The 25,582-nt window shown below is 41.7% G+C and carries 21 protein-coding genes; 11 read left to right on the top strand and 10 right to left on the bottom strand.

All coding sequences use genetic code 11. The annotated features are described in order from the left end of the window. Positions 1–125: 125 nt before the first annotated feature. Positions 126–2,174 carry a molybdopterin oxidoreductase family protein gene (locus tag FNK51_RS05445; protein ID WP_141992678.1) on the top strand — a complete coding sequence of 683 codons (2,049 nt, stop codon included), beginning with the start codon at positions 126–128 and terminating at the stop codon, positions 2,172–2,174. A gap of 226 nt (positions 2,175–2,400) precedes the next feature. Here the strand turns inward: FNK51_RS05445 and FNK51_RS05450 are convergent, their stop codons facing one another. The 3 genes from FNK51_RS05450 to FNK51_RS05460 form a co-directional block, all read right to left on the bottom strand. Further along, positions 2,401–3,921: an aldehyde dehydrogenase family protein gene (locus FNK51_RS05450; RefSeq protein ID WP_098370469.1), complete on the bottom strand. Its 1,521-nt coding sequence runs from the start codon at positions 3,919–3,921 to the stop codon at positions 2,401–2,403. Between the two features lie 249 nt (positions 3,922–4,170). Beyond that, entirely contained in the window at positions 4,171–5,604 is a 1,434-nt protein-coding gene (locus tag FNK51_RS05455; protein ID WP_098370639.1) for an aldehyde dehydrogenase family protein, read from the bottom strand. 18 nt (positions 5,605–5,622) lie between these two features. Continuing rightward, positions 5,623–6,948, bottom strand: a complete 1,326-nt coding sequence (locus FNK51_RS05460) for an aminotransferase family protein (protein WP_141992679.1) — start codon at positions 6,946–6,948, stop codon at positions 5,623–5,625. A 366-nt stretch (positions 6,949–7,314) separates the two neighbouring features. Here FNK51_RS05460 and FNK51_RS05465 point away from each other — a divergent pair, with 366 nt between their 5' ends. Together FNK51_RS05465 and FNK51_RS05470 are read left to right on the top strand one after the other, a co-directional pair. Next, positions 7,315–8,232 (top strand): RNA polymerase factor sigma-54, encoded by a 918-nt coding sequence (locus FNK51_RS05465; protein WP_141992680.1) that lies wholly within the window; start codon positions 7,315–7,317, stop codon positions 8,230–8,232. A gap of 20 nt (positions 8,233–8,252) precedes the next feature. Next, on the top strand, positions 8,253–8,675 hold the full coding sequence (locus FNK51_RS05470) for an RNA polymerase factor sigma-54 (RefSeq protein ID WP_286178579.1): 423 nt from the start codon (positions 8,253–8,255) through the stop codon (positions 8,673–8,675). A 182-nt stretch (positions 8,676–8,857) separates the two neighbouring features. Here the strand turns inward: FNK51_RS05470 and bluB are convergent, their stop codons facing one another. From bluB to dacB, 3 genes are all read right to left on the bottom strand, one after another. After that, positions 8,858–9,499 carry a 5,6-dimethylbenzimidazole synthase gene (gene bluB / locus FNK51_RS05475; RefSeq protein WP_098370466.1) on the bottom strand — a complete coding sequence of 214 codons (642 nt, stop codon included), beginning with the start codon at positions 9,497–9,499 and terminating at the stop codon, positions 8,858–8,860. 94 nt (positions 9,500–9,593) lie between these two features. Continuing rightward, on the bottom strand, positions 9,594–10,199 hold the full coding sequence (locus FNK51_RS05480) for a uridine kinase family protein (RefSeq protein WP_141992682.1): 606 nt from the start codon (positions 10,197–10,199) through the stop codon (positions 9,594–9,596). Positions 10,200–10,487: 288 nt separating this feature from the next. Beyond that, a complete protein-coding gene (gene dacB, locus FNK51_RS05485) occupies positions 10,488–11,909 on the bottom strand; it encodes a D-alanyl-D-alanine carboxypeptidase/D-alanyl-D-alanine endopeptidase (protein ID WP_141992683.1) in 1,422 nt (473 codons plus the stop codon). 313 nt (positions 11,910–12,222) lie between these two features. Here dacB and FNK51_RS05490 point away from each other — a divergent pair, with 313 nt between their 5' ends. The 3 genes from FNK51_RS05490 to FNK51_RS05500 all read left to right on the top strand — a co-directional run bounded on the left by FNK51_RS05490 (position 12,223) and on the right by FNK51_RS05500 (position 14,699). Further along, complete coding sequence (locus FNK51_RS05490; protein ID WP_141992684.1) at positions 12,223–12,717, top strand: PH domain-containing protein; 495 nt, start codon at positions 12,223–12,225, stop codon at positions 12,715–12,717. Continuing rightward, complete coding sequence (locus FNK51_RS05495) at positions 12,717–14,180, top strand: PH domain-containing protein (protein ID WP_141992685.1); 1,464 nt, start codon at positions 12,717–12,719, stop codon at positions 14,178–14,180. The genes FNK51_RS05490 and FNK51_RS05495 overlap by 1 nt, the downstream gene beginning before the upstream one ends. A gap of 180 nt (positions 14,181–14,360) precedes the next feature. Then, positions 14,361–14,699: a methyl-accepting chemotaxis protein gene (locus FNK51_RS05500; RefSeq protein ID WP_141992686.1), complete on the top strand. Its 339-nt coding sequence runs from the start codon at positions 14,361–14,363 to the stop codon at positions 14,697–14,699. 50 nt (positions 14,700–14,749) lie between these two features. Here FNK51_RS05500 and FNK51_RS05505 read toward each other — a convergent pair whose 3' ends face one another. Beyond that, positions 14,750–15,256: a general stress protein gene (locus FNK51_RS05505; protein WP_098370460.1), complete on the bottom strand. Its 507-nt coding sequence runs from the start codon at positions 15,254–15,256 to the stop codon at positions 14,750–14,752. Between the two features lie 163 nt (positions 15,257–15,419). On the opposite strand from FNK51_RS05505, the gene FNK51_RS05510 reads away from it, so the two are divergent. The 5 genes from FNK51_RS05510 to FNK51_RS05530 all read left to right on the top strand — a co-directional run bounded on the left by FNK51_RS05510 (position 15,420) and on the right by FNK51_RS05530 (position 21,639). After that, positions 15,420–16,484 carry a M20 family metallopeptidase gene (locus tag FNK51_RS05510; protein ID WP_141992687.1) on the top strand — a complete coding sequence of 355 codons (1,065 nt, stop codon included), beginning with the start codon at positions 15,420–15,422 and terminating at the stop codon, positions 16,482–16,484. A 397-nt stretch (positions 16,485–16,881) separates the two neighbouring features. Further along, on the top strand, positions 16,882–17,442 hold the full coding sequence (locus tag FNK51_RS05515) for a 3D domain-containing protein (protein ID WP_063235334.1): 561 nt from the start codon (positions 16,882–16,884) through the stop codon (positions 17,440–17,442). 156 nt (positions 17,443–17,598) lie between these two features. Next, entirely contained in the window at positions 17,599–18,510 is a 912-nt protein-coding gene (locus tag FNK51_RS05520) for a ketopantoate reductase family protein (RefSeq protein WP_063235333.1), read from the top strand. Between the two features lie 231 nt (positions 18,511–18,741). After that, the gene (locus tag FNK51_RS05525; RefSeq protein WP_141992688.1) at positions 18,742–20,010 is read left to right on the top strand and encodes a dicarboxylate/amino acid:cation symporter; all 1,269 of its coding nucleotides are present in this window, start codon (positions 18,742–18,744) and stop codon (positions 20,008–20,010) included. Between the two features lie 210 nt (positions 20,011–20,220). After that, complete coding sequence (locus tag FNK51_RS05530) at positions 20,221–21,639, top strand: NAD-dependent succinate-semialdehyde dehydrogenase (protein WP_141992689.1); 1,419 nt, start codon at positions 20,221–20,223, stop codon at positions 21,637–21,639. Positions 21,640–21,707: 68 nt separating this feature from the next. Here the strand turns inward: FNK51_RS05530 and FNK51_RS05535 are convergent, their stop codons facing one another. From FNK51_RS05535 to FNK51_RS05545, 3 genes are all read right to left on the bottom strand, one after another. Then, positions 21,708–22,814: an AI-2E family transporter gene (locus FNK51_RS05535; protein WP_063235330.1), complete on the bottom strand. Its 1,107-nt coding sequence runs from the start codon at positions 22,812–22,814 to the stop codon at positions 21,708–21,710. Positions 22,815–23,132: 318 nt separating this feature from the next. Next, a complete protein-coding gene (locus FNK51_RS05540) occupies positions 23,133–24,659 on the bottom strand; it encodes a succinyl-CoA:acetate CoA-transferase ScpC (RefSeq protein ID WP_141992690.1) in 1,527 nt (508 codons plus the stop codon). 131 nt (positions 24,660–24,790) lie between these two features. Further along, positions 24,791–25,441 carry a LytTR family DNA-binding domain-containing protein gene (locus FNK51_RS05545; RefSeq protein WP_098370453.1) on the bottom strand — a complete coding sequence of 217 codons (651 nt, stop codon included), beginning with the start codon at positions 25,439–25,441 and terminating at the stop codon, positions 24,791–24,793. Positions 25,442–25,582: the final 141 nt, after the last annotated feature.

The raw sequence follows: 25,582 nt of genomic DNA on the forward strand, positions 1-25,582 counted from the left end.
CATCTTGTAAGCTTATCAGAAAAAAAAACATATGTTAAGAAGTTCTTGCACCTTTCAACGATTTCACTTTCAATATAATTAAGAAAATTCTTTTTATTAGATTAAATTATTAGGAGGAATACGCCATGCAATCCTATATCAATCAGCCAGATGGAGTCTTTCCCTCTGTTTGCTCTCTTGACTGTCCTGATCAATGCGGTTTACTGCTGCACAAAAAAGACGGGAAAATCATTAAAGTTCAAGGAGACCCTGATCATCCAGTAACAAAAGGGAATATTTGCAACAAAGTCCGAAACATGACCGCTCGCCTATATGACCCCAATCGCTTAAAACAGCCATTAAAGCGCATCGGTCCGAAAGGAGAAGGGAATTTTGCTCCAATCAGCTGGGAAGAGGCCATTGATACAATCACTTCCAAATGGAAAGACCTGATTGAAATGCACGGATCGGAAAGCATACTTCCCTACAGCTTTTACGGAAACATGGGCAACCTCAGCGCTGAAGGGATGGATCGCCGTTTTTTCCACAAACTCGGTGCAAGCATGCTCGAGCGTTCCATTTGTAACGCGGCAGGCTCAGTCGGATACAGCTATACAATGGGTGGTTCATTCGGCATCGATCCAGAAGAAACGATTCATACAAAGCTTTTCATCATGTGGGGCATTAACGCTGTGAGCACAAATATGCACCAAGTAACTCTTGCCCAGCAAGCCCGAAAAAACGGGGCCAAAGTAGTTGTCATTGACGTACATAAAAACCAAACCGGCAAGTGGGCAGATTGGTTCATTCCGATTCTGCCTGGCACCGATAGTGCGCTTGCCCTCGGATTAATGCATATACTATATGCCGAGAATCTAGTCGACCAGCCCTTTTTGGATGAATACACAGTTGGTGCTGCCGAATTGCGCGAACACGTCCGCCAATATGACCCTGCGACCGTCTCCGTGATCACTGGCGTTCCAATTGATGACTTATATGAATTAGCCAGGATGTACGGTACCACAAGTCCATCATTCGTTCGGATAGGCAATGGCCTGCAGCACCATGACAATGGAGGCATGGCGGTACGTACCATCGCCTGCCTGCCTGCACTTACCGGCCAATGGATGACCGAGGGGGGCGGAGCCATCAAAGGGAATTCTGGATATCTGGCTTTTAATACAAATGCCTTAAGACGTCCTGATTTATTGCATAATAAAGCTACCCGGACCATTAATATGAACCAAATCGGTCAAGCTCTCCTGGAAAAGGAAAACCCGATTCGCTCCATGTTTGTATACGGCTCCAACCCAGCACTTGTCGCTCCGAATGCAAATAAGGTGCAGGAAGGCCTAATGAGGGAAGATCTATTTACAGTTGTACATGATCTATTCTTAACCGAAACGGCCATGTTTGCCGACCTCGTCCTTCCTGCCACATCATCTTATGAAACGGAGGATTTTTATAATTCATACTGGCATAATTACGTGCAAATACAAAAACCTGTAGTCGAAAAATATGGCGAGTCGAAATCGAATGTTGAATTGTTCAAACTGTTAGCTGCTGGAATGGGATTTGAGGAACAAGCATTTAGAGATTCTGAGGAAGATATGATACGTCAGGCGCTGGATTTTCCCGATAACCCGCATTTAGAAGGCATCACCTATGACTCCCTTTCAAGGAATCAATTTGTCAAAGCCAAGATGCAGCCGATGTTCCCAGGAAAACTCCCGACACCAAGCGGTAAAATCGAACTTTATTCCGAACGGATGAAGCAGGATGGATACGAGCCTTTGCCAACATATACGCCAATCATAAAAGACAGCGACCTGCCATTTTTATTCATTCCGGTACCTAATCACAATTTCTTGAATTCAACCTTTTCAAATAATGCCAAACATATCTCCATGGAAAAGGAACCGAAACTGCACATGAATGCCGCTGATGCCAAAACAATGGGGATATCCTCCGGAGATATGGTTAAAATCTGGAACGATCGCGGTGAATGTTTGCTTACCGCTGCTCCCGGTGAAAATGTGTTACCCGGCGTTCTTGTCAGCCAAGGCTTGTGGCAGAATACACCTGAAACAAAACAACACATCAATTCCCTTACCCCAGATCGCCTCGCAGATATGGGTAATGGCGCCGTTTTCTTTTCAGGACGGGTTGATCTTGAAAGAGTTCAGCAAAAGTAAATCAATGTTTAGCAATCTTTGAATATATCTCCGGTTTCCGGAGTTATATCTGCGATTTTCGGATTATATCTACGATTCCGGCATTTTATCTGCGATTTTTGAAATATATCTCCGATTCCGGCATTTTATCTGCGATTTTTGAAATATATCTACGATTTCCGGCATTTTATCTGCGATTTCACAAATAAAGGCTGTTCCACAAGGAACAGCCTTTTCGTCAAGCTATTTACTCTTCATCAAACCAGCCTGTTGGCTGGATATCCAAGTTGTTATTGATTTGCTTCACTTCGGTGTAAGCTTCGTAACCGAAAGTTCCCAGTTCGCGTCCATTTCCACTTTGCTTGAACCCTCCCCAAGGAGCTTCGTTATAAGTCGGATGATATGAGTTTATCCACGTGATGCCTGCACGCACTTTTTTTATGACACGGTACGCTTTTGCGATATCATTCGTGAACACCGCTCCCGCTAAACCATATTTCGTATCATTGGCCAGTCGAAGTGCTTCCGCTTCATCCTTGAACTTTTGAACGACAAGCACCGGTCCAAAAATTTCTTCCTGCACAATCCGCATGTCCGGTGTCGTATCAACAAAAATAGTAGGTTCGACAAAGTAACCTTTATCCAAGCCTTCTTCTTTTATTCGATTTCCACCGACGATTATTTTGGCACCTTCTTCTTTTCCGATTTGGATATACGATAATATTTTGTTCATATGGGCTTCTGAAACAATAGGACCCATCTGACTGCTTTCATCAGAACCTGAACCTACTTTGATCTTTTTCGCCTTCGCAGTAAGACTTGCAATGAACTGATCGTAAATGGACTCTTCCAACAGTAAACGAGAACCTGCTGAACACACTTGTCCTTGATTACAGAAAATCCCGTATAGAGCATAATCAACGGCAGTCTCAAAGTCAGAGTCGGCAAATACGATATTTGGCGATTTCCCGCCGAGCTCCAATGTCACCTTCTTTAGGTTACCGAGTGAAGCCTCCATGATTTTACGCCCTGTTTCCGTCCCTCCTGTAAAGGCCACTTTATCGATTTCCTCATGTTCGGCAATGGCTTGTCCAACAACCGGCCCCGCTCCTAACACAAGGTTTGCGACACCTTTTGGCAATCCGACTTCATCCATGATTTCGAATAGTTTGACCGCTGTCACAGGGGTGATCTCAGATGGTTTGAACACAACGGAATTTCCTGCTGCAAGCGCCGGGGCGAGTTTCCATGCTGACATCATTAGCGGAAAATTCCATGGAACGATCTGCCCGCATACACCGATTGGTTCCCTTACGACCATCGCTTGCTGACCGTCAGGAACTTCAAAAGTTTGACCTGTCGGTTTTGTAGCCAATCCTGCATAATATCTAAAACAGGCTGCTGAATCCGCTATATCATAACGAGCCTCACGTAATGGTTTCCCATTATCCAATGTTTCCAACGTAGCTAATTCTTCAGCTTTTTCTTCTATTTTGTCGGCTATTTTGAATAAAATGCGAGCTCTTTCCACTGCAGGAGTTCCCCACCAACCACCTTCATAGAAAGCATATTTTGCTGCCTCGACCGCTGCATCCACATCTTCCTGTGTTCCTTCCGCAGCTTTGGCAATAACTTCCCCGGTGGCCGGATTCAATACATCCCTCTTCTCTCCTGAAGTCGAATTCACCCATTCCCCATTGATGAACATCTTTAAGTCCAGTGCTCCCGTTCCCTCTTTTTTCGTGTTATTTTGCAAAGTTTCCTGCATGTAAATTCCTCCTCGGTTTTAAGTTATCTACCTATATATAAGATATGAGCAAGATTCATGCCAGTTTGAAATAATAGGTAAAACACGTTTTTTTACCCTTTCCTGTCTCATTTAAATTCAACCGTGAATTACCTATTCATTTTTGCATAACATTTGGCCAATCCTTCATCTCAACCTCTTTCAAGATTCACAGAAAAATAAACCTGCAGCTCAAAAAAAGAGATGAGCAGCTGCTCATCTCTTTTTTGATTAATTTCGGTTAATAATGACCAGTTTCATTTCCGTCATTTCTTCAATGGCATATTTTAACCCTTCGCGGCCAGTCCCGCTTTTTTTGACTCCGCCATACGGCATGTTGTCGACACGATAAGTTGGGATATCATTAATGATAACACCGCCGACTTCTAATTTTTCTGCGGCAGAAAGAGCCAGATTGATATTTTCTGTGTAAATCCCGGCCTGCAATCCGAATTCGGAATCGTTGACCAAGTCAATCGCTTCCTCAACAGAAGAAACCTTATTGATCAAAACAATGGGAGCGAAGACTTCCTGACAAGATACCTTAAGCATTGCATCCACTTCCAGCAACACAGTCGGATGCAGGATATTCCCTTCAGATTTACCTCCTGCTGCAACGATCGCACCGTGTTGTTTAGCTTCCCCGATCCAATCCAGGCTTCGTTGTACATCACCAGCACTGATTAATGCCGAAAGGTCCACAGACGGGTCCAAAGAATCTCCTAGTTTCAAGCCATTCGTTGCTTCTATGAATTTTTTGACGAACTCATCATATACCTCTTCATGAACATATGCGCGCTGTAAGGAAATACAGACCTGCCCTTGAAAAGCGAATGCTGCCGATACACAGCGTTGGATGATTTTATCGATATTGATCCCTTTATCAACGATGACAGCCGCATTCGAACCTAGTTCAAGACTCACTTTCTTTAATCCTGCCTTATTACGGATCCCGATTCCGACAGCCGGACTTCCAGTAAATGAAATGCTCTTCACCCGTGAATCGGTGACTAATTTATCACCAATAACCGAACCGCTTCCGGTAACTAAATTAAACGCACCTGCCGGCAATTCAGTTTCGGCTAATAGTTCAGCAAGAAATAGCGAAGATAGCGGTGTTTGGCTCGCAGGTTTCAGGACAAGTGTATTTCCGGCAGCAATGGCCGGGCCTACTTTATGGGCAACCAGGTTCATCGGAAAATTAAAAGGGGTAATCGCACCCACAACGCCTAGAGGTTCACGGACTGTGTATCCTATCCTTCCTTCTCCGTCAGCTGTAGCATCCATCGTCAATGTTTCCCCATGAATCCTTTTTGCTTCCTCTGCTGCAAATTTATATGTGGCAATCGTCCGGGATACTTCAACCATTGCCGTTTTGATCGGTTTCGCTGCCTCTTTAGCAATAATTTCAGCTGCCTCATCTTTGCGGCTCTCCAAAAGGCTCGCAAGCTTTTCAAGTATTGCAGCGCGTTTATGACTAGGTAAAGCTGCCATTGTTTTTCTAGCTTGATAGGCTGATTCTATTGCCAACTCTACATCTTCAAGGCTTGCCGAAGGAATCTCCGCTAGAACTTCCCCGCTATAGGGAGACTTTAGTGTCGTGAACTTTTCAGCTTCTTGCCATTTACCATTAATGAATAATTTCTTTTTCAGCGTTTCCGTCATGACCATCACTTTCACCTCTTATAAAATTTCTTTTTCGACAGCAGTAAATGTCTCATCAAGGATTTCAATTATTCTTTCGACTTCCGATTTAGTAATGATTAGAGGCGGTGCGAATACGAGTGTATCTTGGTCAAACGTAACAGACCGGCAAATCAAACCATTCTTCGCCGCTTCAGCAACCAGTCTTGGAGCAAGCTGTGTCTCAAAGCCTTCGCCTGTTTGTTTGTCCTTTACGATGGAGATGCCTCCAATTAATCCAAGTGCCCTGACATCACCAACAATCGGGTGTTTGCTTTGAAGCTTCTTAAAGCCGGCAAGCAACTCTTCACCACGCTTTTTCGAGTTTTCTATCAAGTTTTCACGTTCAATTATTTCAATATTTTTCAAAGCAACCGCACATGCCATAGGATGGCCACTGTATGTGTAGCCGTGTAAAAGCGTGCCTTTTGAAAGGGCAATGAAATCCTGATGCATCTTATCATTCAGGACGACCCCGCCTAACTGTGCATATCCGCTCGTCACACCTTTTGCGAAGCACATCATATCAGGTACAACACCAAAGTGTTCAATCCCAAAATAAGTCCCTGTTCTTCCGAAACCTGTAATGACTTCATCCGTCACCATTAAAATGCCGTATTCATTACAAATCTCCCTTACTTCCTTAAAATAGCCTTCAGGAGGAAGGTTTACGCCACCAGCCCCTTGAATCGGTTCAGCAATAAATGCCGCAATCGTTTCCGGCCCTTCCTGTTCTATAACCTTACGCAACTCCTCAATGGAGGAACCGTCCACGTGGTAAAAATCCGGTGCAATTGAATTCGTGAAGTCTCGGAACGGCTTCAGGCCAGTCGCACTTGTAGCTCCCATTGCCACTCCATGATAGGATTTCGAGCGGGAAATGATTTTTTGACGATTAGGCTGCCCTTTCAAAAGCCAGTAATGACGAGCAAGTTTGATGGCCGTATCATTCGACTCCGATCCACCTGAAGTGAAGAAAACTGCATTCAGATCCCCAGGAGCGATGGAAGCGATTTTGGCCGCCAACCGGATTGCCGGCTCATTGCTGAAAGTGGCGAAACTTGAGGTGAAAGCTAGCTTCGTCATTTGTTCCTTCGCGACTTCAGCCATCTCTTCTTGTCCATGTCCAATATTCACATTCCAAAGTGAAGCCATGCCATCAATGACAGTCCTGCCCGTGACATCCGTAAGATATATTCCCTTCCCTTCCTTAAAGATGAAACTTGGACCATCTGCCTGCTGTTGCTCGATTGCCGTAGTCGGATGAATAAAATGCTTTTTATCCAAATCGATTAATTCCTGAATACCCGTCGTTTCTTTGATCATGTAAAAAACACCCTTCTCTTGTAGTGGATTTTTTCAAGCTAGTTTATTTTTTTATTTATATATTTAGATATAGCAAGATGCATGCCAAATTATATGAGCCTTATATTAAAGGCATTCAGGTTAAAATGATTCATATATAAATCATTAGGAGTTTGTGTTGATTCGAATATAAATCGTTCGATTCATATTCGAATCACCCAACACCCATTCATTAGAATAACTTCGTCCCCCTCTTTATTTACTAATTGATGTTACAAAACCTGACACACTATGTTGAATTTTCGGAAGATTTGTATTATTATCATGTTAATATTTTTTAGCCCTCTTGAGCCGCCATGTTAATCTAAACGAAAGAAGTTGATATATATGCAGGTAGGATTTGAACTATACCAAAAACAAACTATGAAATTGTCATTAACCCCTGAATTACAGCAATCGATCAAGATCCTTCAATATTCGACCCATGAACTAATAGGTTTCCTAAACCGACAGGCTTACGAAAATCCCGTTCTCGAAATAAGCTTTAAAGACCCCCTCGCATCACTTTCTGCATCTAGCATTCGTACACCTAAAATAAAATCTCTGAAACGGTCCTCTAAAAGTAAAAGTTTCAACGGAGACAATGATTACAATCCAATCAACAATTATTCAATCAACACAGAAACATTGGAAAGCCATTTACTGGAACAAGTGAGTTTACTAAGTTCATTGAAAGCAATTGAAAGGAGGATTCTCCAATTTTTAATTGGGAACTTAAATGAATATGGATTTCTTGAATTGGATACCAATTGGACTGCCTCGCATTTTTCCATGTCCGTCGAAGAAATAGAAAAAATGATTCAAGTTTTGCAATCCCTTGACCCGATTGGAGTCGGGGCTAAAGATCTGGCCGATTGCTTACTCATTCAGCTGCGTGAGCATGAGGCTCGCAATGAATTGGCGGTTAAGATCGTTAAAAAGCACTTAACGGACTTAGCAGAAAAACGCTACAGGAAAATTGCCGCCCTATACAAAGCGACCATTCAGGAAGTACAAGAAGCGTCGGATTTCATCCGTACGTTAAACCCGCGTCCCGTCAGTCACTTTTCCAATGATTTGACTCATTACATCATTCCGGACGTTTACGTGGAAAAAGAAAAAGAAGATTTTCTGATAACGGTCAATGATAGCTGCACACCTAAACTTTCCATCAGTCCTTTCTACAAGGACCACATCGCTCTGAATCCTGTCAATCCAGCTAAAGATTATATAAAAGGGCACATAAATATGCCCAATTACTTTTAAAAGGAATCGAACAAAGGCAAATGACACTTTACAAAGTAGCAGCGACAATCGTGGACGAGCAGCAAGAGTTTTTCATGAAGGGAATCACGGGGTTAAAACCTATGACACTGAAAGACATTTCGGAAAAACTTCAGGTTCATGAATCAACAATCAGCAGGGCGACGAGCAATAAATATATCCAGACACCGCATGGCCTCTTTAAACTTAGGAACTTCTTTACTAGAGGGGTAAACCGCGCGAACAGCCAAGCAACCGAATCAACGACCACCATCAAAGAAAAAATAAAGGTCTTGATTGCCGATGAAGATAAGATAAAGCCTTTTTCAGATCAGAAACTTTGTCAAATATTCGAAAATGAAGGGATGAAGATCTCCCGCCGCACTATTGCAAAATACCGTGAAGATCTCGGTATACCGGGATCTTCAAAACGGCGTAGATTTTAAATTCAAACCAAATTTTGTGTCCATATTACGAAATGTTATATTTTGAAAGACTCTTACAAAGGATGTATCTATCGTAAGGGTCTTCTATTTTTTCACTGCTTCATTTCATTTTTTATGTAAAAAAATCAATTCCTTTCAACAAAAAACCCCTGAAACAGGGGCTAGAATCATAATATATAGTTTTATTTATTACCCCATTTATCTTTGAAAATAAGTTCATCCATCGGCCTTCTTTTTTCCCAATTAGCAAGTTCAAGAATGGGTTTATCCGGATATTGATCCGTATAGCCAATCGACAGGAGTGCGACGGGTTCTATATGCGGCGGAATCTCCAAAATATCACGAATATCATTTTTCTTATAAAAGCTTACCCATCCCATTGCCAATCCTTCCGCACAGGCAGCCAGCCACATATTTTGAATCGCGCAGGCTGTGGATAGGATATCCGTTTCCGGAATGGAGTTCCTCCCTAAAACATGGGAGCCGCCCCGTGTCGGATCGCATGTAACACAAATGGTGTAAGGTGCTTCTTTTAACCCTTCCACTTTCAAGCTAAGAAACTTATTTTCTTTATCTCCTTCATAATGAATAGCGAGTGCCCTTCTTTCTTTATCCGCTGCCCATGCCAAACTGTTCTTGGTTTCCTGAGATGAAATCACGATGAAACTCCAAGGTTGCATGAACCCTACAGACGGCGCATGATGTGCAGCATCCAAAATTCTGCGGAGTATATCCTTTGAAATGGGCTTAGGCAAAAAACTCCTGATATCCCTTCGGTTATAAATGGCTTTATATACGGCAGCTTGTTCTTCATTAGTAAACATAGTTCCCCCCCAAGTTTCCGGCTTTATCTAAACATACATACAATTTTATAGGTAAACCCTTAAAATTAAAAGCGAGTTCCAGAAATCCAAGGATTCAGCTCGTTCCGTCCACAACAAGATTCGCTCTTTCTTTAGGCCTTTGCGCACCCACATAGAGATCTTCATGCACCATCCAATTATCCTCCCACATTTGCCGCGCTTCTTCACCATCCCGCTCAAGCCCCCGTTTCAAACGCTGATCGCGGGTACATTCCACCCAAATCGTAAAATCATGGTACCCTGCCAATTCTTTACGGATGGAATATGTTCCTTCTATAATAACAAGGCCTCCAGCAGGAACATCATGCCATTCGGCCATAGTGTCCGTTTTCCAATCATACCTTTGATACCTTGCATCCCGCCCGTTTGTAAGCGGTTTCAGAATTTGATTTAACACCCGTTCCCAATCATAATCCGCACCAACCTGCTTTTGGGATGGAGGCATTTGGCCCCTATCCGATGATGGCAAATAAAAATCATCCATATGAACGACCTCGCTACCCGGACACTCAGCTTGGATACGGGAAGCGAGTGTACTTTTTCCAGATCCGCCCCGGCCGTCTATGGCCAATATATATGGAGATCGTTTTTTGGGAATTTCGTGAATTTCAGCTATAAGACCGCTAATCGTATACTGTCCATCAAGTGTTGGAAAATTCATGAGCATTCCTCCTATACTACTTATTTCTATTCATCCTCCCTGAAATTCCTTCCTTGAGAGGATAAAATGAAAAAAAACTAGAAGAAGGTGCTGGCAATGTTATTGAATGACCATCGAATTGAGTAGGCCATTCCGATTTGCGATCGAAATCGACATCGAGTCAGCAAATAAAATGGCTCATCGGCTGCATTCTGCCAATTCGAATTTGCCGAAGAAAATGAATTGGCAGATGCCGATCTGTTTCTAGCAGATTTCCCTGAACTTCAAATTTTGTTTTCCAAATGGATACTAAAGGTCACCCCCCAACCGGTTTTCCTTTTCTGCGAGCATCACGGCTATCTTATCCTGGATTGCCGTAATTCCTTTTTCTTCTACAAAATTATTCAAGATGATCGAAAATATGACTTTTTCCCCTCTTTTGGTCGTAACATAACCTGATAAGGAGCTCGTTCCTGAAATCGTCCCTGTTTTAGCGCGAACATTCCCGGCTGCATATGTCCCTTTCATCCTCTTTCTTAGCGTACCGCCCACCATCCGATTTTCGTTGCCTGCAATCGGCAAAGCATTCAAGTAAGCAGGAAACCACGTTTTTTCCTGTACGGCATACAGCAGCTTCGTTATTTCATTCGCTGGAATCATATTGACTTGGGAAATTCCAGATCCATCACGCATCATGATCGTTTGCATATCGAGACCCATACTCTTCAGCTGATTTCGAGCAACCTTCAAACCATCCTTCCAGCTTCCCTCCCCTTCTGCCTCTTTGCCCATTTCCTTCACCAAAACCTCGGCATGGCTGTTATTGCTCAATTTCATGAAAGGAATAAGCAGTTGTGAAAGCGGCATGGACTGATGAGTGGCAATCATGTCCGCTCCTACTGGCGTTTTCCCTTTTTTCCTTTTTCCCAACACTTTAATTCCATGTTTATTCATTGAGTTTTCAAATAGGCTCAGGGCATATTCTGTGGGATCTTTCACCGAGATCCACTCTTTGGTCACCCCGGCATGCTCCGGAATGGTTCCCGTCACCGTAATGACTTGTGTGCCATGAGACCGTTCGACTTCAATTTTCTTATTGCCGTCTTCCGATTCAGTTTTCGTTTTGTTGATGACCTTCACATAATCCGTTTCCGGCTTCAGCTTCACCGTTGCCTTTTTACCAGCCTTTTTCCCAGGGGATATCTCCACAATGATGGTACCGGTATCGTAGTCTTCATTCGGGGAAGCAGTTAAAGCTGAAACGGCCGCCCCGTAATATTCCTGTTCATCGCTCCAAACTAAATCTTGGGAATAGCGAACATCGTCATACCAAGAATCATCGCCTATAAGATCCCCATGAACCACCTTAACTTGTTTGTGCTTCAGTGAGGCTGCCAGCTCATCGAAATCCTTTTCCAATAATGTTGGATCTCCTTTTCCTTTCAGGTACACATTGCCCTGCAGAACATGGCCAACTTGTACTCCTTTTATGTATAGTTCCGTTTGAAAAGCATGATCTTCCCCTAAAGTTTCCAGCGCAGCTGCTGCAGTCAATAGCTTAAGGTTCGAAGCAGGACGCAATCTCGTTTGCGACCCCCGTTCATAAATCATTTCCCCCGTTTCAGCTGAACGGATGGAAATTCCCGTTAATGCGCCAGACAATCCCGGCGATTCATCCAATATTTGTTGAATTTCCTGCCCTAGGTTTCCATCATCATTCGCAGCTTGCATCGATTCTCCATTAAAAAAACAAATCAAAAACAGGAAGAATATAAAACTCAACTTCCTTTTGTATGTCAAACCTATCACTCCCACTCTAAAAGCTCACCACTTCTATCTTGTCCAATTTACAGTCATATAAAAAGAAAAGATCCACTAGAAGTCCTTATATATACATACTCAGGAAACTGGAGGATTATTCGGCCGCCACTCCACGGAATCGATAGGAACCCCGACTTCATGATTTCTTGGCACAAAAGGATAATAGGAAACTTTCTTGTCGGTTAATCCGTATAAGTATAAAGACATAGTAAGGAGTGAATATATGTATTCAAAGATACAGCCACCAACCAAGAAAATTTCCAAAGAATCAGTGAAGGTTTGGCGGATTACTGAAGCCATTACCAATCTCATTATCCTCGCCGTCCTTGGAATCCTATTATTTGTTGATGATTATTTCAATTGGAAAGATTGGATTGGATGGATTTTAAACGGACTTATCGTATTATCTTTTTTTCATGCAATCTGGTCCATCTTCATTGAACCGATCTTGTTGCAAAAGTATTGGCGTTACGACGTGAACGAAGAATTCATTCAAACAAAACATGGAGCCTGGAGTGAAACACATGAACTCATTCCGATGACGAAGGTCCAATCCGTCAAATTGAACCAAGGACCGTTTTTGCGAAAATATAACCTTTATTCCCTTAGCATCGGAACAATGGGGGACTCTCATGACATACCTGCCATTCCCGAGAAAGAAGCATATGAATTACGAGATAAAATTGCCCATTTCGCAAAAATTAAGGAAGTGGATTAATGATGGAAGAACATGCAAAACGATTACACCCTTTCAAAATCCCTTTCGAGTTTTGGAAATTGCTGAAAGGAAATGCGTTTTTCATCATCATGCTTTATGTCCTGAATTTCGGTTCTGAAAAGACGTATATGAAGGTACTCCAAATCGGTTTTCTAGTTTATCTGATTTGGAAAGTCATTTCCATCATCCTAAAATGGTATACGTATAAATACCAAATCAAAGAAGGAACCATATATATTACTTCAGGGCTTATCTCGAAATCGTATCGAACGGTCCCGCTTCATAAGGTACAGAATGTTCAGCAACGCACGACGTTCTTTCATAAAATTTTCAGTTTAACCTCTTTAACATTCGAAACGGGGATGACTGGTGATCAGGGTACCGTACCTTTTGAGGTGATTTCCCGAAGAGAGGCCGAACGGCTTGAGGGGGAATATGCTTCAAAACAGGAAATTCCGGTTATCGAAGTGGATATTCCCGAAGAACGAATAGCAGAACCAACCCATGGAAAAACGATCCATTTCACACCAACCAAACAAGATGTGCTGAAAGCTTCCTTTACATCACTCAGCTTCCTGGCTCTTATCCCAATATTGGCTACGTTATATAATACACTCGATGATTTTATCAATTTGGAGAATGCCGAAGGGTTTCTTGCCAAGTTATTGGATACGTGGTGGATCATAACCATCGTTCTTGCAGGCCTCATATGTGTCGCCGTTGCCTTCGGAATCGTTTCCACATTCGTCAAATATGGAAAATATGAAATTTCATCCGATCACGAGCGTATATATATAAAGAAAGGTGTACTGGATGAATCCGCTTTTTCCATTCAGAAAGAAAAAGTACAAGCTCTAGAAATCACCCAATCAATCATTAAAAGATTGCTAGGCTTGGCAGAAGTGAAACTGGTAAGTGCAGGAAATACGGGCGATGAAGAGCTGGAAACGAATACACTCTATCCTTTTTTATCGATTGAACGGGCATATGGGATGGTAGAAGAGATTTTACCCGCTTACAAAATGGAACGGTCAATGAAGCCGCTATCGAAACAGGCCTTCAAAATCCGAATGCTGCGGCCCAGCTTTTTCTGGATTCTCACAACATTGGCGATCTATTATTTCAAACCCTCCCTATGGTATATCTCGCTGATTTTACTCGTCCTCATTTATTCATTGAGAATAATGGATTACAAAAATAGCCGTTACTTGTTAAATGATGAGTTCATTCAGTTCAAATCCGGAAGTTTGGAAACATCACTATTCATTACCAAAAGAAGCAAGGTCATTCAAATTGAGGTGGAACGTTCGAAGTTGCAAAAGCTTTTCGGTCTTGCCACAATTGAAACGATCAACCGTTCCAAGCCTGTACACCATACAAAGCTCCAAGATGTAACCGTTGAATATGCAGACGAGTTTTACACATGGTATATGGGCAGGACAAAAAATATCCAAGTCGAATAGCAATCAATGAATGAAAGAGTTGACCATGGCAGTCAGCTCTTTTTTTATCCTCTATATCCCCCACTCATGTCAAAATTAATATTGGGAATTTTCTAACTTGAAACTTTAAAAAAGACAAAGCAGACCGAAATATCTTAGAGAACCTAAATTATTTTGAGGAATATAAGGATAATTGTCCAAATGAAAAGACTGATAGACTGGTATTTTAATTCGCTAAAAAAACAAATTTTGATTCCTTTTTTAGCTTTGATCATGATTGCATCCATTATCGCGAACACATTCAGCAATTTCGACGAAATAAAAAAGATGATGAACGATATGGTAAACGAGGTCACACTAATGGAGAGCAATGCAGAAAGATTAAATTCGATCAGTCAGGAAACTGCAGCAGGAACTGAAGAAGTATCAGCTTCCGTAGAACAAACGAATGCTTCCGTGGAACAATTAAATGCCCTGGCTAGTGAATTGGATGCCCTATCTCAGGAAATGCACAAAGAAATAAAGAAATTCACATTCTAATCAAAAAAAGGGACGGGTCCTAAGGGATCCGTCCTTTTTTACCTTACGATTTATAGAGTTCTTCTACTGTTCGTTAGCGTTTCATCGGTTTCAGTTATTCCTGAGTAAGAAGAACTGGTTTTTCTCGCATCCGAATCGACTAACACAAGCAGCTTGCCACTCTTTACATCCGCTTCATAACGATTAGCTTCGTCTTCAGGTATGCCCATACCGATTAATGTACCGGCCAATCCTCCTGTACCAGCACCTACTGCCGCTCCGGCTAATGTTGCAGCAAGCGGCCCAGCTGCCAGTACCGGTCCGATTCCCGGAATAGCCAGCGCACCCACACCAGCTAATAACCCGGCAGCACCGCCCAAAATACCTCCGGTCGCCGCACCAGCTGCGAGCCCCTCTTCAACTTTTGTACCCGTTTCTTCATTCACTGTATTTAATTCTTCTTTATCTTTAGCTACCACCGAAATATCTTCACGATCATACCCTTGGGCCTGTAATGATTCAACAGCCTTTATGGCTTCTTCTCCAGTTTCATATACACCAATTATACGTTTATCCATATCTATCATCCTCCTTAAAGAATGTAAATTGTCGCTCCCCCTTTACATACCCCAGGGGATGAAAAGGCTAAACGTTATTTAACAGGAAAATATTTTTGAGTTAACCCTTACTTAGAAAGGGTATATATAATAATAGTATGCACATTTTTAGGGGGTTTTCTTTTTGCTCATCGATTTACTTAAAGATTTAGTATCTATTGACAGTTCAGCGAAAGAAGGAGCTAACCAAGCAGTTGATTACTGTGCGGACTGGCTTAAAAAACAAGGGCTTACCGTGAATGTGATCGTAAATAACGGTTATAAAATGCTTGTTAGCGAGATTGGCAGCGGAGATAAAACCGTAATTTGGAATGGCCATGTCGATGTTGTCAGCGGAACGCCGGATCAATTTTTCCCTGAAGTTCATGAGGGAAACTTATATGGACGCGGGACAGCCGATATGAAAGCGGGAGTTGCAGGGATGATGTGTGCATTTACCGAACTGAAAGATAAGGACTTAGGTTTGAAAATCCAGCTACAGATCGTATCGGATGAAGAGATTGGCGGGTTGAACTGTTCCGGATATTTAGCGAAACATGGTTATAGAGGGGACTTTGTAATCTGTGCTGAACCTACGCAATTGGGAATCGGACTCCAGGCAAAGGGTGCCCTTCGTCTCGATATTGAAGTATCCGGCAAATCCGCACATGGAAGCCGTCCATGGGAAGGCGTGAATGCAATTGAAAAGGCCTATGATCTCTATCAAAAAATAAAGGAACTTCCTTTCACCCGGGATTATACTCCCCTTTACTCTTCCCCATCACTTAACCTAGCAAAAATAAAAGGCGGGGATGTTTATAATAAGGTACCGGATGCCTGTTTGCTAAGTCTTGATATACGCTATCTTCCTACGCAAACAATGGAAGATATCATTGCTCAGATCGAAAGTGTGACAGGAAATAATGTCCACCTTAATATGTATAGTAAACCTGTAAAAACCGAAGAGTCAGACCCATTCATCACTCTGCTCCGCCCGATTATCGAAAGGAACACAAAGCAGGACGCTGTCATTTTTGGGCAGCACGGCTCCGCAGATACCGTGTTTTTTGCGGCATATGATATCCCAGCCATTGAATTCGGTCCAAAAGGTGAGAACTGGCATGGAGATAGGGAATGCGTCAACCTTGAATCAGTAGCAGTCTATCAAAAAATGCTAGTCGATTTCGCTTCTGAATTTGTTTTAAATTAATCCAAATCATGAAAAAAGCCGGCATCACATAGATGCGGGCTTTTTTCATGCTCCGAATATCCTTTCCTACTAAAATAAAAGGCACTCAATTGTTCATTATTGCGTTGTTTTTTTACAAAATATACAGGACTTTTAATTCAGGGAATGCATATCCATATTTTACCTCATTAAACAGGATACGCCATAACACCAACACTATTTACCAAAAATACGCTTATACTGACATAAAAAATAATATATTTACAATTAATAGATAAGTCCTTTTGTCCTAGTTTATATTACATTTATTTATCAAGGGAAACCTTTTTGTAACACAATTACTATTCCACCGAAACATCTTTGTCATAAAGACCTGTTATTCTAAGTCTACGATTTAAAACAAAGGAGACTATTCATTTTGAAAAAAATACTACTTCCACTATTCACTGCTTTCTTCCTGGTATTTAGTTTTTCCGGAGTTTCATCGGCTGCTACTACTACATACAAAGTTAAAAGCGGCGACACACTATGGGGTATCGCCAATAAACATAATATAACAGTCAATCAACTCAAAAGTTGGAACAACCTAAAAAAAGATAACATCCATCCAAAACAAGTTTTAAAGGTCAAGAAGACTTCGACCTCTGCTAAACCTAAGGCTAAAGCTAAAACGTCATCATCCAAGAAATATAAAACGATTACCGTGAAGGCTACAGCTTACACTGCGAACTGCAAAGGTTGCAGCGGTATTACAGCATCAGGTCTTAACTTAAAGAAAAACCCTAACGCAAAAGCGATCTCAGTCGACCCTAAGGTCATTCCACTAGGAACAAAAGTTCATGTAGAAGGATACGGGGATGCCATTGCGGCAGATAAAGGCGGCGCAATCAAAGGGAATAAAATTGACGTCTTCTATTCTTCTCACTCAAAAGCTATCAATTGGGGCAGAAAAACCGTTAAAGTAAAAATCTATAAATAATGATAAGTACCAGCCTGAAACCTTTCAGGCTGGTCTTTTGTTTTTCCCATTCTTACAAACATCTAAACAACCAGTTTATCTTCAATCGGAAATATTTACTGAAATTTCAGTCAATGTTATGATTAGTACATCTTAATCAAAAGAGAGGTGTGCACTTTGAATATTGTCATTATAGGGGCCGGGGCACTCGGCTCCTACTTTGGAGGCAGGTTGCAGCAGGCCGGGCAGGATGTTCAATACCTTGTCCGTAAAAACCGCGCCAAACAATTGAAAGAAAACGGCATCAGCATAACCAGCCCACATGGAAACTACCAATTTAACGACCTTCATATCACAGAGAAAGTAAGTGATATAGAAAAGGTCGACCTCGTGATTCTCGCCGTAAAAGGCCAGCATCTGCAAGGTACCCTTACAGATTTAAAGGTCCTTGTTGAAAAGGGCGCAAAGGTCCTCCCGCTTTTGAATGGATTAGAACATGTATCCATTTTACAGGACGAGCTGGGCGATGAGGCCGTCTTGGGAGGAAGTGCCTTCATCATTGCCACCCTTGATGAAAAAGGTCATGTCATTCACTCCAATGATAATCACGATTTAATCTATGGACCGCTTCATCCGTCACAAAAAAAGATTTGTGATGAATTCGAACAGGCGGCCGGATCAGCTATCATGAAGGTAAGCAGAACGGAAAACATATTAATCAGGATGTGGATCAAATACATGTTCATCACCGCTTTCTCCGGTGTGACAACTGCCTCCAACCTCCCTATCGGCACGATACGGAGATTCCCGGAAACCAATGGATTGCTAGAAAAGGTCCTTGTTGAAATGAAGGAGCTTGCGAATGCTTATGACGTCGGAATTACTGTGGAGAATATTGCTCAGGCGTTGGAAAACATGGCAGGTTTACCTGAAGAGTCTACCTCTTCCATGCACCAGGACCGCCGGAAGGGCTTAACGCTAGAAGTGGAACATTTACAGGGCGGTGCACTGCGCCTTGCCGACAAGGTCGGTTTGAAACTTCCTGTGATCGGAACCCTATATGCACTTATAAAACCATTTGAAAATTAATTTTCCCCAATACCGGCACTCCACCGGTATTTTTTTATTGCAGTTTAGTAATCTATCTATATCCTAATAGACACTTTTAATTCCTCTTCCACCCCTCAGTTATTAAAAAATCCCCAAGACCAAAAAGAACAAAAAGAAAACAATATCACCAAAAGAATATTCTGATTCTTTCTTCTGTTACACTATTATCAAGTTACGAAAGCGCTATCATATAACAAAGGAGAATGCACCTTGAAAATATTAAAAAATCTAACAGTTCAGGTCATCATCGGTATCATTCTGGGTATAACAGTCGGTTTCTTCTTCCCTGCTTTCGGTGAACAGCTGAAGATATTAGCTGATTTATTTATTAAAATGATTAAAATGGTCATTGCACCAATCATCTTCTTAACCGTCGTAATCGGAATTGGCGGTATGGGTGATATGAAAAAGGTTGGCCGCATCGGCGGAAAGGCCCTGCTCTATTTTGAAATCGTTACCACTTTCGCACTTGCCATCGGAATCATCGTAGTCAATCTGCTGGGACCTGGTAAAGGCTTTAACATCGATTCAGTCGAGGGCGGAGATGTATCACAATATACAACGGCCGCTTCCGAAACGGAACATGGAGCCGTTGCTTTCATTTCTAATATCATTCCTGATAATGCCGTTGCCGCACTGGCTGGCGGAGACTTACTCCCTATTTTATTCTTTGCCGTTTTATTCGGATTATCAATGGCGGCAATGGGACCGAGAGTGCAGCCAGTCGTTTCTTTCTTTCAGCATATTGCCGATATTTTCTTCGGCATCGTCGGTATGATCATGAAAGTATCTCCATTGGCCGCATTTGGAGCAATGGCTTATACAATCGGTAAGTTTGGCCTTGGTTCTTTAAGCTCTTTAGGACAGTTAATGGGTAGCGTATATATCACCATGGCACTATTCATCTTTCTTATCCTTGGTTCGATTGCAAAAATCTACGGTTTTAATATTTTCAAGTTCATAGCCTATTTAAAAGAAGAGATCCTCTTAGTTTTAGGAACATCTTCATCGGAATCCGCTTTACCAAGCGTGATGAAAAAACTCGAAAAATACGGTTGCTCAAAATCGGTAGTCGGTTTAGTTGTCCCAACTGGTTATTCTTTCAACCTTGATGGCACATCCATCTACTTATCCATGGCAGCGATTTTCATCGCCCAAGCCTATGGTGTCGATTTAAGCATCTGGCAGGAATTGACCCTTCTAGGAATCTTGATGTTAACATCCAAAGGAGCTGCCGGTGTAACGGGATCCGGTTTCATTACACTTGCTGCAACATTAGCTGCCTTCCCAATGATTCCAGTTGAAGGAATGGCATTACTGCTGGGAGTCGACCGCTTCATGTCTGAAGCACGTGCCATCACTAATCTAATCGGTAACAGTGTTGCTACAGTGGTCATTTCTAAATCAGAAGGTGAATTCAATCCAAATCAAGCCATCTCAGGTGATATGAGTGAAGTGGCCGTCTCATCGGAAAAATAATCGAACCCTTAATGAAGAGGTGTGCAACTCGCACCTCTTTTTTTATGTAATGCTCCCTTTCTATCGATGAATAGCCAATTTTCTATAAATAGCCAATCAAATAAATTTCAGAATCACAGAAAAGTGTTTATACTTTTATGTAACAGGTAAAAGTATAAAGTTACAAGTTTTAGTAGTTTGATGGATTTAACCAAATTAGGAGGTTTTATCATGAAGGATTACGGATTATTTATTAACGGTGAGTGGTCGGATTTTGGATTGGATAAAATTGAAGTGAGAAACCCGGCAACGGATGAAGTAGTTGCAACCGTTCCTAAAGGCGGTGCAACTGAAGCGGCGAAGGCTGCAGATGCCGCATATGAAGCCTTTACGGGCTGGGCTGCACTATCAGTCTACGAACGTGCTGAACTAATTTGGAAATGGCATCGGTTGATTGATGATAATAAAGAAGAACTAGCCAAAATCATGACTGAAGAGCAAGGTAAGCCCCTTAAAGAGGCTCTTGGTGAAATGACATATGCAAATGGCTTTTTATCTTGGTTTGCCGAAGAAGGAAAACGGGTGTACGGCGAAACGATTCCTGCTTCCGTATCCAATAAGCGGCTTTTCGTGACAAAACAGCCTGTCGGAGTTGTAGCTGTCATTACGCCTTGGAACTTTCCTGCAGCCATGATTACAAGAAAAGTTGCACCAGCGCTTGCAGTCGGCTGCACAGTCGTCATTAAACCGGCAAACCTGACTCCCATAACAGCTCTAAAAATGGCTGAATTAGCTGAAGAAGCTGGTATTCCAAAAGGAGTCATCAATGTCGTGACAGGAAAATCATCAGAAATCGGCGAAACTTGGCTTCAAGATACAAGGGTTCGTAAATTGACGTTCACCGGTTCTACAGAAGTCGGTAAAACCCTTATGAGGGCCTCAGCTGACACGGTAAAGAAAATCTCGCTTGAACTCGGGGGTCACGCACCCGCCATCGTTCTTGAGGATGCCGACCTTAATAAAGCGGTTGATGGCATCATCAGCTCAAAATTCCGTAACGCAGGACAAACATGCGTCTGTTCAAATCGCATTTATGTCCACGAAGCCATTCAAGAAGCCTTCATCAAAAAGCTCGTTGCCAAGGTCAAAGAACTAAAGGTAGGAAATGGACTGGAGGATGGCGTCGATATCGGTCCGCTTATCGATCAAAATGCAGTTGATAAGGTTCAAAAACAAATTGATGAAGCAATCAGCAGCGGCGCTAAGCTCGAAGCTGGCGGTAAATCAATAAGCGGCCTTTTTCTTGAACCAACCGTACTATCCAACATTGATGACAGCATGCTCTGCATGAAGGAAGAAACATTCGGTCCTCTAGCCCCTATCGCCTCCTTTAAGACTGATGAAGAGGTAATCAAGAGGGCGAATGACTCCATCTTCGGTTTGGCAGCTTACGTCTTCACTGAAAATATCACCAAGGGCATCAAATTCACCGAGGCACTTGAATTCGGTATTGTTGGCTTGAACGATGGACTTCCTTCCGTTCCGCAAGCTCCATTTGGCGGATTCAAGCAAAGCGGGCTTGGCCGTGAGGGTGGACATCAAGGCATCGAAGAATTCCTGGAAGTAAAATATATTTCCTTAGGTTTGTAACCTATTTAGGCGCTTTTGCTCCTTCACTAAGAAAACGAGCCCGACTTAATTGAGTCGGGCCCGTTTTTTCATTCCAATATATCTTCTTCAAGCTTTTCCTCTTTTCGGATCCTGATGAATTTTACGATATTCAATACAATCGTTTTAACAACGGAATAAGTCGGAACGGCCAAAATCATACCGATGATACCGGCAATGTTTCCGGCCACGAGCAATAAGATGATGATGGTAAGCGGATGTGTGTTCAATTTTTTCCCGATGACTAACGGTGAAATGAAATTACCATCCAATTGCTGAATGACCGTTACAACCAGAATGACCAATAACGCCTCGGTCGGTGAATGAATCAATGCCACAATGACAGCAGGAGCGGCTCCGATAAACGGACCTACATATGGAATGATATTGGTTACAGCACCAATCAGCGCGAATAAGAACGCGTAAGGCAAACCAATGATTACATACCCGATGAACGTTCCGATCCCGACAAACATGCAAACAAGCATCTGCCCTTGTATGTATGTAGTAAGCGTCCCTCCAGTTTCCTGAAGTACTGTTAAAGCTGGTTTTCTATAGCGAACCGGAACGAATTTCATAATGGCGGCCGGAAGTTTATCCCCATCCTTCAACATATAAAATAGAATAAAAGGAACCGTTACGACCACTAAAGTAATATTCGTCACTACGCTGAAAACGGAAGATAAACTGTTCGTAATATTACTAGGTAAATCAGTCAAATATTTCTGAAGCGAGTCGCCCACTTCTTTCAGGGAAACATAGTCTTGTTCCATCGTCCACAAAAACCATTTTGAATCAGCTGAATCTTCAATAAACTTCCTTGTTTGATTGAAATATTCCGGGAGGTTATTGATTAAATCCGTAACCTGTTTGGACAGTGACGGGCCAACCAGACCGACCAACAAACTAATCAATCCCAGGAAAAATACATATAGCAATAATATCGACAATCCCCTAGGCACTCTTCTTTTAACCAGGAATTCAACAGTGGGGTTGAACAAAAAGTAGAGAAAACCTGAAATCAAGATTGGAAAGAACAATGTAGATGTAAAGATGACTATCGGTTCAAAAAGAAAAGAAATCTTTGTACCAACATAAAAAAGTAAAGACAATAGTAATAACTCTAACGTCCAAAAATGTAATTTTGTCTTGAACAAATTATCTCCTCCACTATAACCATTCTATTTAACTCCCTATTTCTAAGGATACAACATCATAAATACGAAAAATCCTATGTATGATAATCTCTCATTGTTAGCAGTTTACCATATTTCCATAACTTGAATGAATAATTATATACAAAAATAAAAGAAAAAGCCAAAAGATACAGTTCCCTATCTTTTTAATGGTTAAGCTTCATTTTAAAATATTCTATTTCCAGTGGTGCCGAAAGGTTCATGGGTTTGTTTTCACCAATAAGGGACACGGACCCAAATAAAAAAAACCCCGCTGTATTGGCGGGGTGGTTTTGTGTCTTATTTTTGATCTTGTAGTACTGCTTCAAGCATCGTACCATTTTTAGCTAGGTTTGTATGCCATGAAAATGCTTTTTCAAGAATGTGTGGAGTTTGATGCCCACCAGTTTGCGCAACAGCTTCAGTGAAGTATGCACGAAGTTGTGGACGGTAGTCAGGATGCGCACAGTTTTCTATGATTAACTCTACGCGCTCTTTTGGTGCCAAACCACGTAAATCAGCAATCCCTTGCTCTGTCACTAATACATCCACATCATGTTCAGTATGATCCACATGTGAAACGAAAGGAACGATACTAGAAATTTTGCCGCCTTTTGCATATGATTTCGTTACGAAAATGCCTAGGCGTGAGTTACGGGCAAAATCTCCTGATCCACCGATTCCATTCATCATTCTTGTCCCAGAAACATGTGTCGAGTTCACATTACCATAGATATCACACTCTAACGCTGTATTGATTGAAATCAAGCCAAGGCGACGGATGATTTCAGGATGGTTAGATATTTCTTGTGGACGAAGAACTAGTTTATCACGGTATTTTTCAAGCTCACTGTAAACTTGTTTACCTTTTTCTTCAGCTAATGTAATCGAACACCCTGAAGCGAATTTAACTTTTCCAGCATCGATCAAATCAAATACCGCATCTTGCAGCACTTCTGAATAAACTTCCAAATCTTTAAATTCAGAATCAAGGAAGCCAGCGAATACTGCATTTGCAACTGAACCTACACCCGACTGAAGCGGAGCAAGGCTTTCAGTTAAACGGCCAGCCTTGATTTCTTCACGAAGGAAGTTAATAAGGTGGTTGGCGATTGTTGCAGTTTCTTCATCCGGCGGCACGATTGTAGAAGGTGCATCAAGATCTGTGGAAACTACGATTCCCATTACTTTTTCAGGATCAACCGCAATACCGATCGAACCAAGGCGATCACTTGCTTTAGTCATAGGAATCGGTTCGCGTTCCCCTTGTTTAGCTGGTGTATATATATCATGCATCCCTTCCAATCCTTCTGGATGGGACACGTTCAATTCAATGATTACATGTTTAGCTTCTTGAACGAATATGGCTGAGTTTCCTACAGAAGTTGTCGGAATGATTAATCCATCTTCCGTAATCGCCAATGCTTCGATGATTGCAAAATCTATAGGTCCGACAATGCCTTGACGAACTTGTTCAGCTGTATGAGATAAATGCTGATCCACATAAGTGACTTCATCAGCATTAATTTTATTGCGAATACCTTTATCCGCTTGGAACGGCAAACGTTTGTTTATGATACCTGCTTCCGCCATATGTTGGTCGACTTCCGGTCCTAATGAGGCACCTGTATATACGTCAACTTTGAATTTTTCTGATTTAGCTCTTTCAACTAGAGCCATCGGAATAACTTTAGCGTCTCCAGCACGGGTAAATCCACTCATACCGAGTTTCATCCCATCTTTAATCCATGAAGCTGCTTCTTCCGCTGTAACTACTTTCCCCTTAAATTGTTCGTTGCGAATTTTTTTGAAAACGCTTTCGTTCATACAAAAGACCCCCATTTTTCGCTTTTCTTACACTTAATTTTACCAATCCTGTGTAATCATCACATTCGATTTCGAATGAAAAGCCTTAAATAGAGCATAAACCAGCATTTTTTTTACACAAAGGAGAATCACTAAAACCCCAAAGCCCTTCTAAATTGACTTGCATATGTTTGACTGACCTGGATTTTGGAGTTGTCTTTCATTATCAATAAAAATGTAGAATGAAAATCGGGAAGGATTTCTTGTATATAATTGATATTGACGATGTACGAACGATGCACACGAATGAATAAATCACTAGGTAAAATGAATTCCAATTCACTTAAATTCATTTTATGAAATCCACTCACACGTTCGGACTGAATCTTAGTTTTCCTATTTTGAGCTTCCAAATACATAATTTCATCATATGGAAGCGGTATCCAGCGGTCATCTGTTTTAATGGTCAAGAATGATGTCGGTAAAATTAATGGCTTTGACGGCAAGATGGCCGTTACCGCCCCTAAAGGATTGCCCTCGTCCATGATAGGAACACTCAGCCCATAGTAAGGTACGCCAAATACATTACTTTCAACTTGCACCCCTATTTTTTTACGAACACTCAGCGCTTTATATGTCGCCGTTTTTTCACTGAATAAATCACCCGGTTTTATTCTTAAGTCAACTTGTTTGCTCGGTTGATAATAAATGTATTTTTCTGAATCAGCCACAGAAATTGAAGCATCCTTCGGTACAAACTCCCTGATGATATTCAAAACGGATTCGACAGTAAATTGATCCATTTCCTTTCACCTCTTAAAAGAACATATTAATAATTTCCCTATTATTAAACAGGGCATTCATGAAATAATTCATCGTTTTCTGGAAAACTTACATTTTTTTGAATTCACGTTTCGTAAAATAAAGAAAAATGGAAGTAACTA

The organism is Bacillus sp. B4EP4a, assembly GCF_006680105.1.
GTDB lineage: Bacteria > Bacillota > Bacilli > Bacillales > DSM-1321 > Peribacillus > Peribacillus simplex_E.

Excerpts from the sequence above, each read along its gene's own strand:
- FNK51_RS05470 (WP_286178579.1), top strand. The coding sequence starts at position 8,253 with ATGACACTTTACAAAGTAGCAGCGACAATCGTGGACGAGCAGCAAGAG.
- FNK51_RS05445 (WP_141992678.1), top strand. The coding sequence starts at position 126 with ATGCAATCCTATATCAATCAGCCAGATGGAGTCTTTCCCTCTGTTTGC.
- FNK51_RS05490 (WP_141992684.1), top strand. The coding sequence starts at position 12,223 with ATGTATTCAAAGATACAGCCACCAACCAAGAAAATTTCCAAAGAATCA.
- FNK51_RS05545 (WP_098370453.1), bottom strand. The coding sequence starts at position 25,441 with ATGGATCAATTTACTGTCGAATCCGTTTTGAATATCATCAGGGAGTTT.
- FNK51_RS05460 (WP_141992679.1), bottom strand. The coding sequence starts at position 6,948 with ATGATCAAAGAAACGACGGGTATTCAGGAATTAATCGATTTGGATAAA.
- FNK51_RS05500 (WP_141992686.1), top strand. The coding sequence starts at position 14,361 with ATGAAAAGACTGATAGACTGGTATTTTAATTCGCTAAAAAAACAAATT.
- FNK51_RS05455 (WP_098370639.1), bottom strand. The coding sequence starts at position 5,604 with ATGACGGAAACGCTGAAAAAGAAATTATTCATTAATGGTAAATGGCAA.
- FNK51_RS05480 (WP_141992682.1), bottom strand. The coding sequence starts at position 10,199 with ATGAATTTTCCAACACTTGATGGACAGTATACGATTAGCGGTCTTATA.
- FNK51_RS05495 (WP_141992685.1), top strand. The coding sequence starts at position 12,717 with ATGATGGAAGAACATGCAAAACGATTACACCCTTTCAAAATCCCTTTC.
- FNK51_RS05530 (WP_141992689.1), top strand. The coding sequence starts at position 20,221 with ATGAAGGATTACGGATTATTTATTAACGGTGAGTGGTCGGATTTTGGA.
- FNK51_RS05465 (WP_141992680.1), top strand. The coding sequence starts at position 7,315 with ATGCAGGTAGGATTTGAACTATACCAAAAACAAACTATGAAATTGTCA.
- bluB (WP_098370466.1), bottom strand. The coding sequence starts at position 9,499 with ATGTTTACTAATGAAGAACAAGCTGCCGTATATAAAGCCATTTATAAC.
- FNK51_RS05450 (WP_098370469.1), bottom strand. The coding sequence starts at position 3,921 with ATGCAGGAAACTTTGCAAAATAACACGAAAAAAGAGGGAACGGGAGCA.
- dacB (WP_141992683.1), bottom strand. The coding sequence starts at position 11,909 with ATGCAAGCTGCGAATGATGATGGAAACCTAGGGCAGGAAATTCAACAA.
- FNK51_RS05505 (WP_098370460.1), bottom strand. The coding sequence starts at position 15,256 with ATGGATAAACGTATAATTGGTGTATATGAAACTGGAGAAGAAGCCATA.
- FNK51_RS05540 (WP_141992690.1), bottom strand. The coding sequence starts at position 24,659 with ATGAACGAAAGCGTTTTCAAAAAAATTCGCAACGAACAATTTAAGGGG.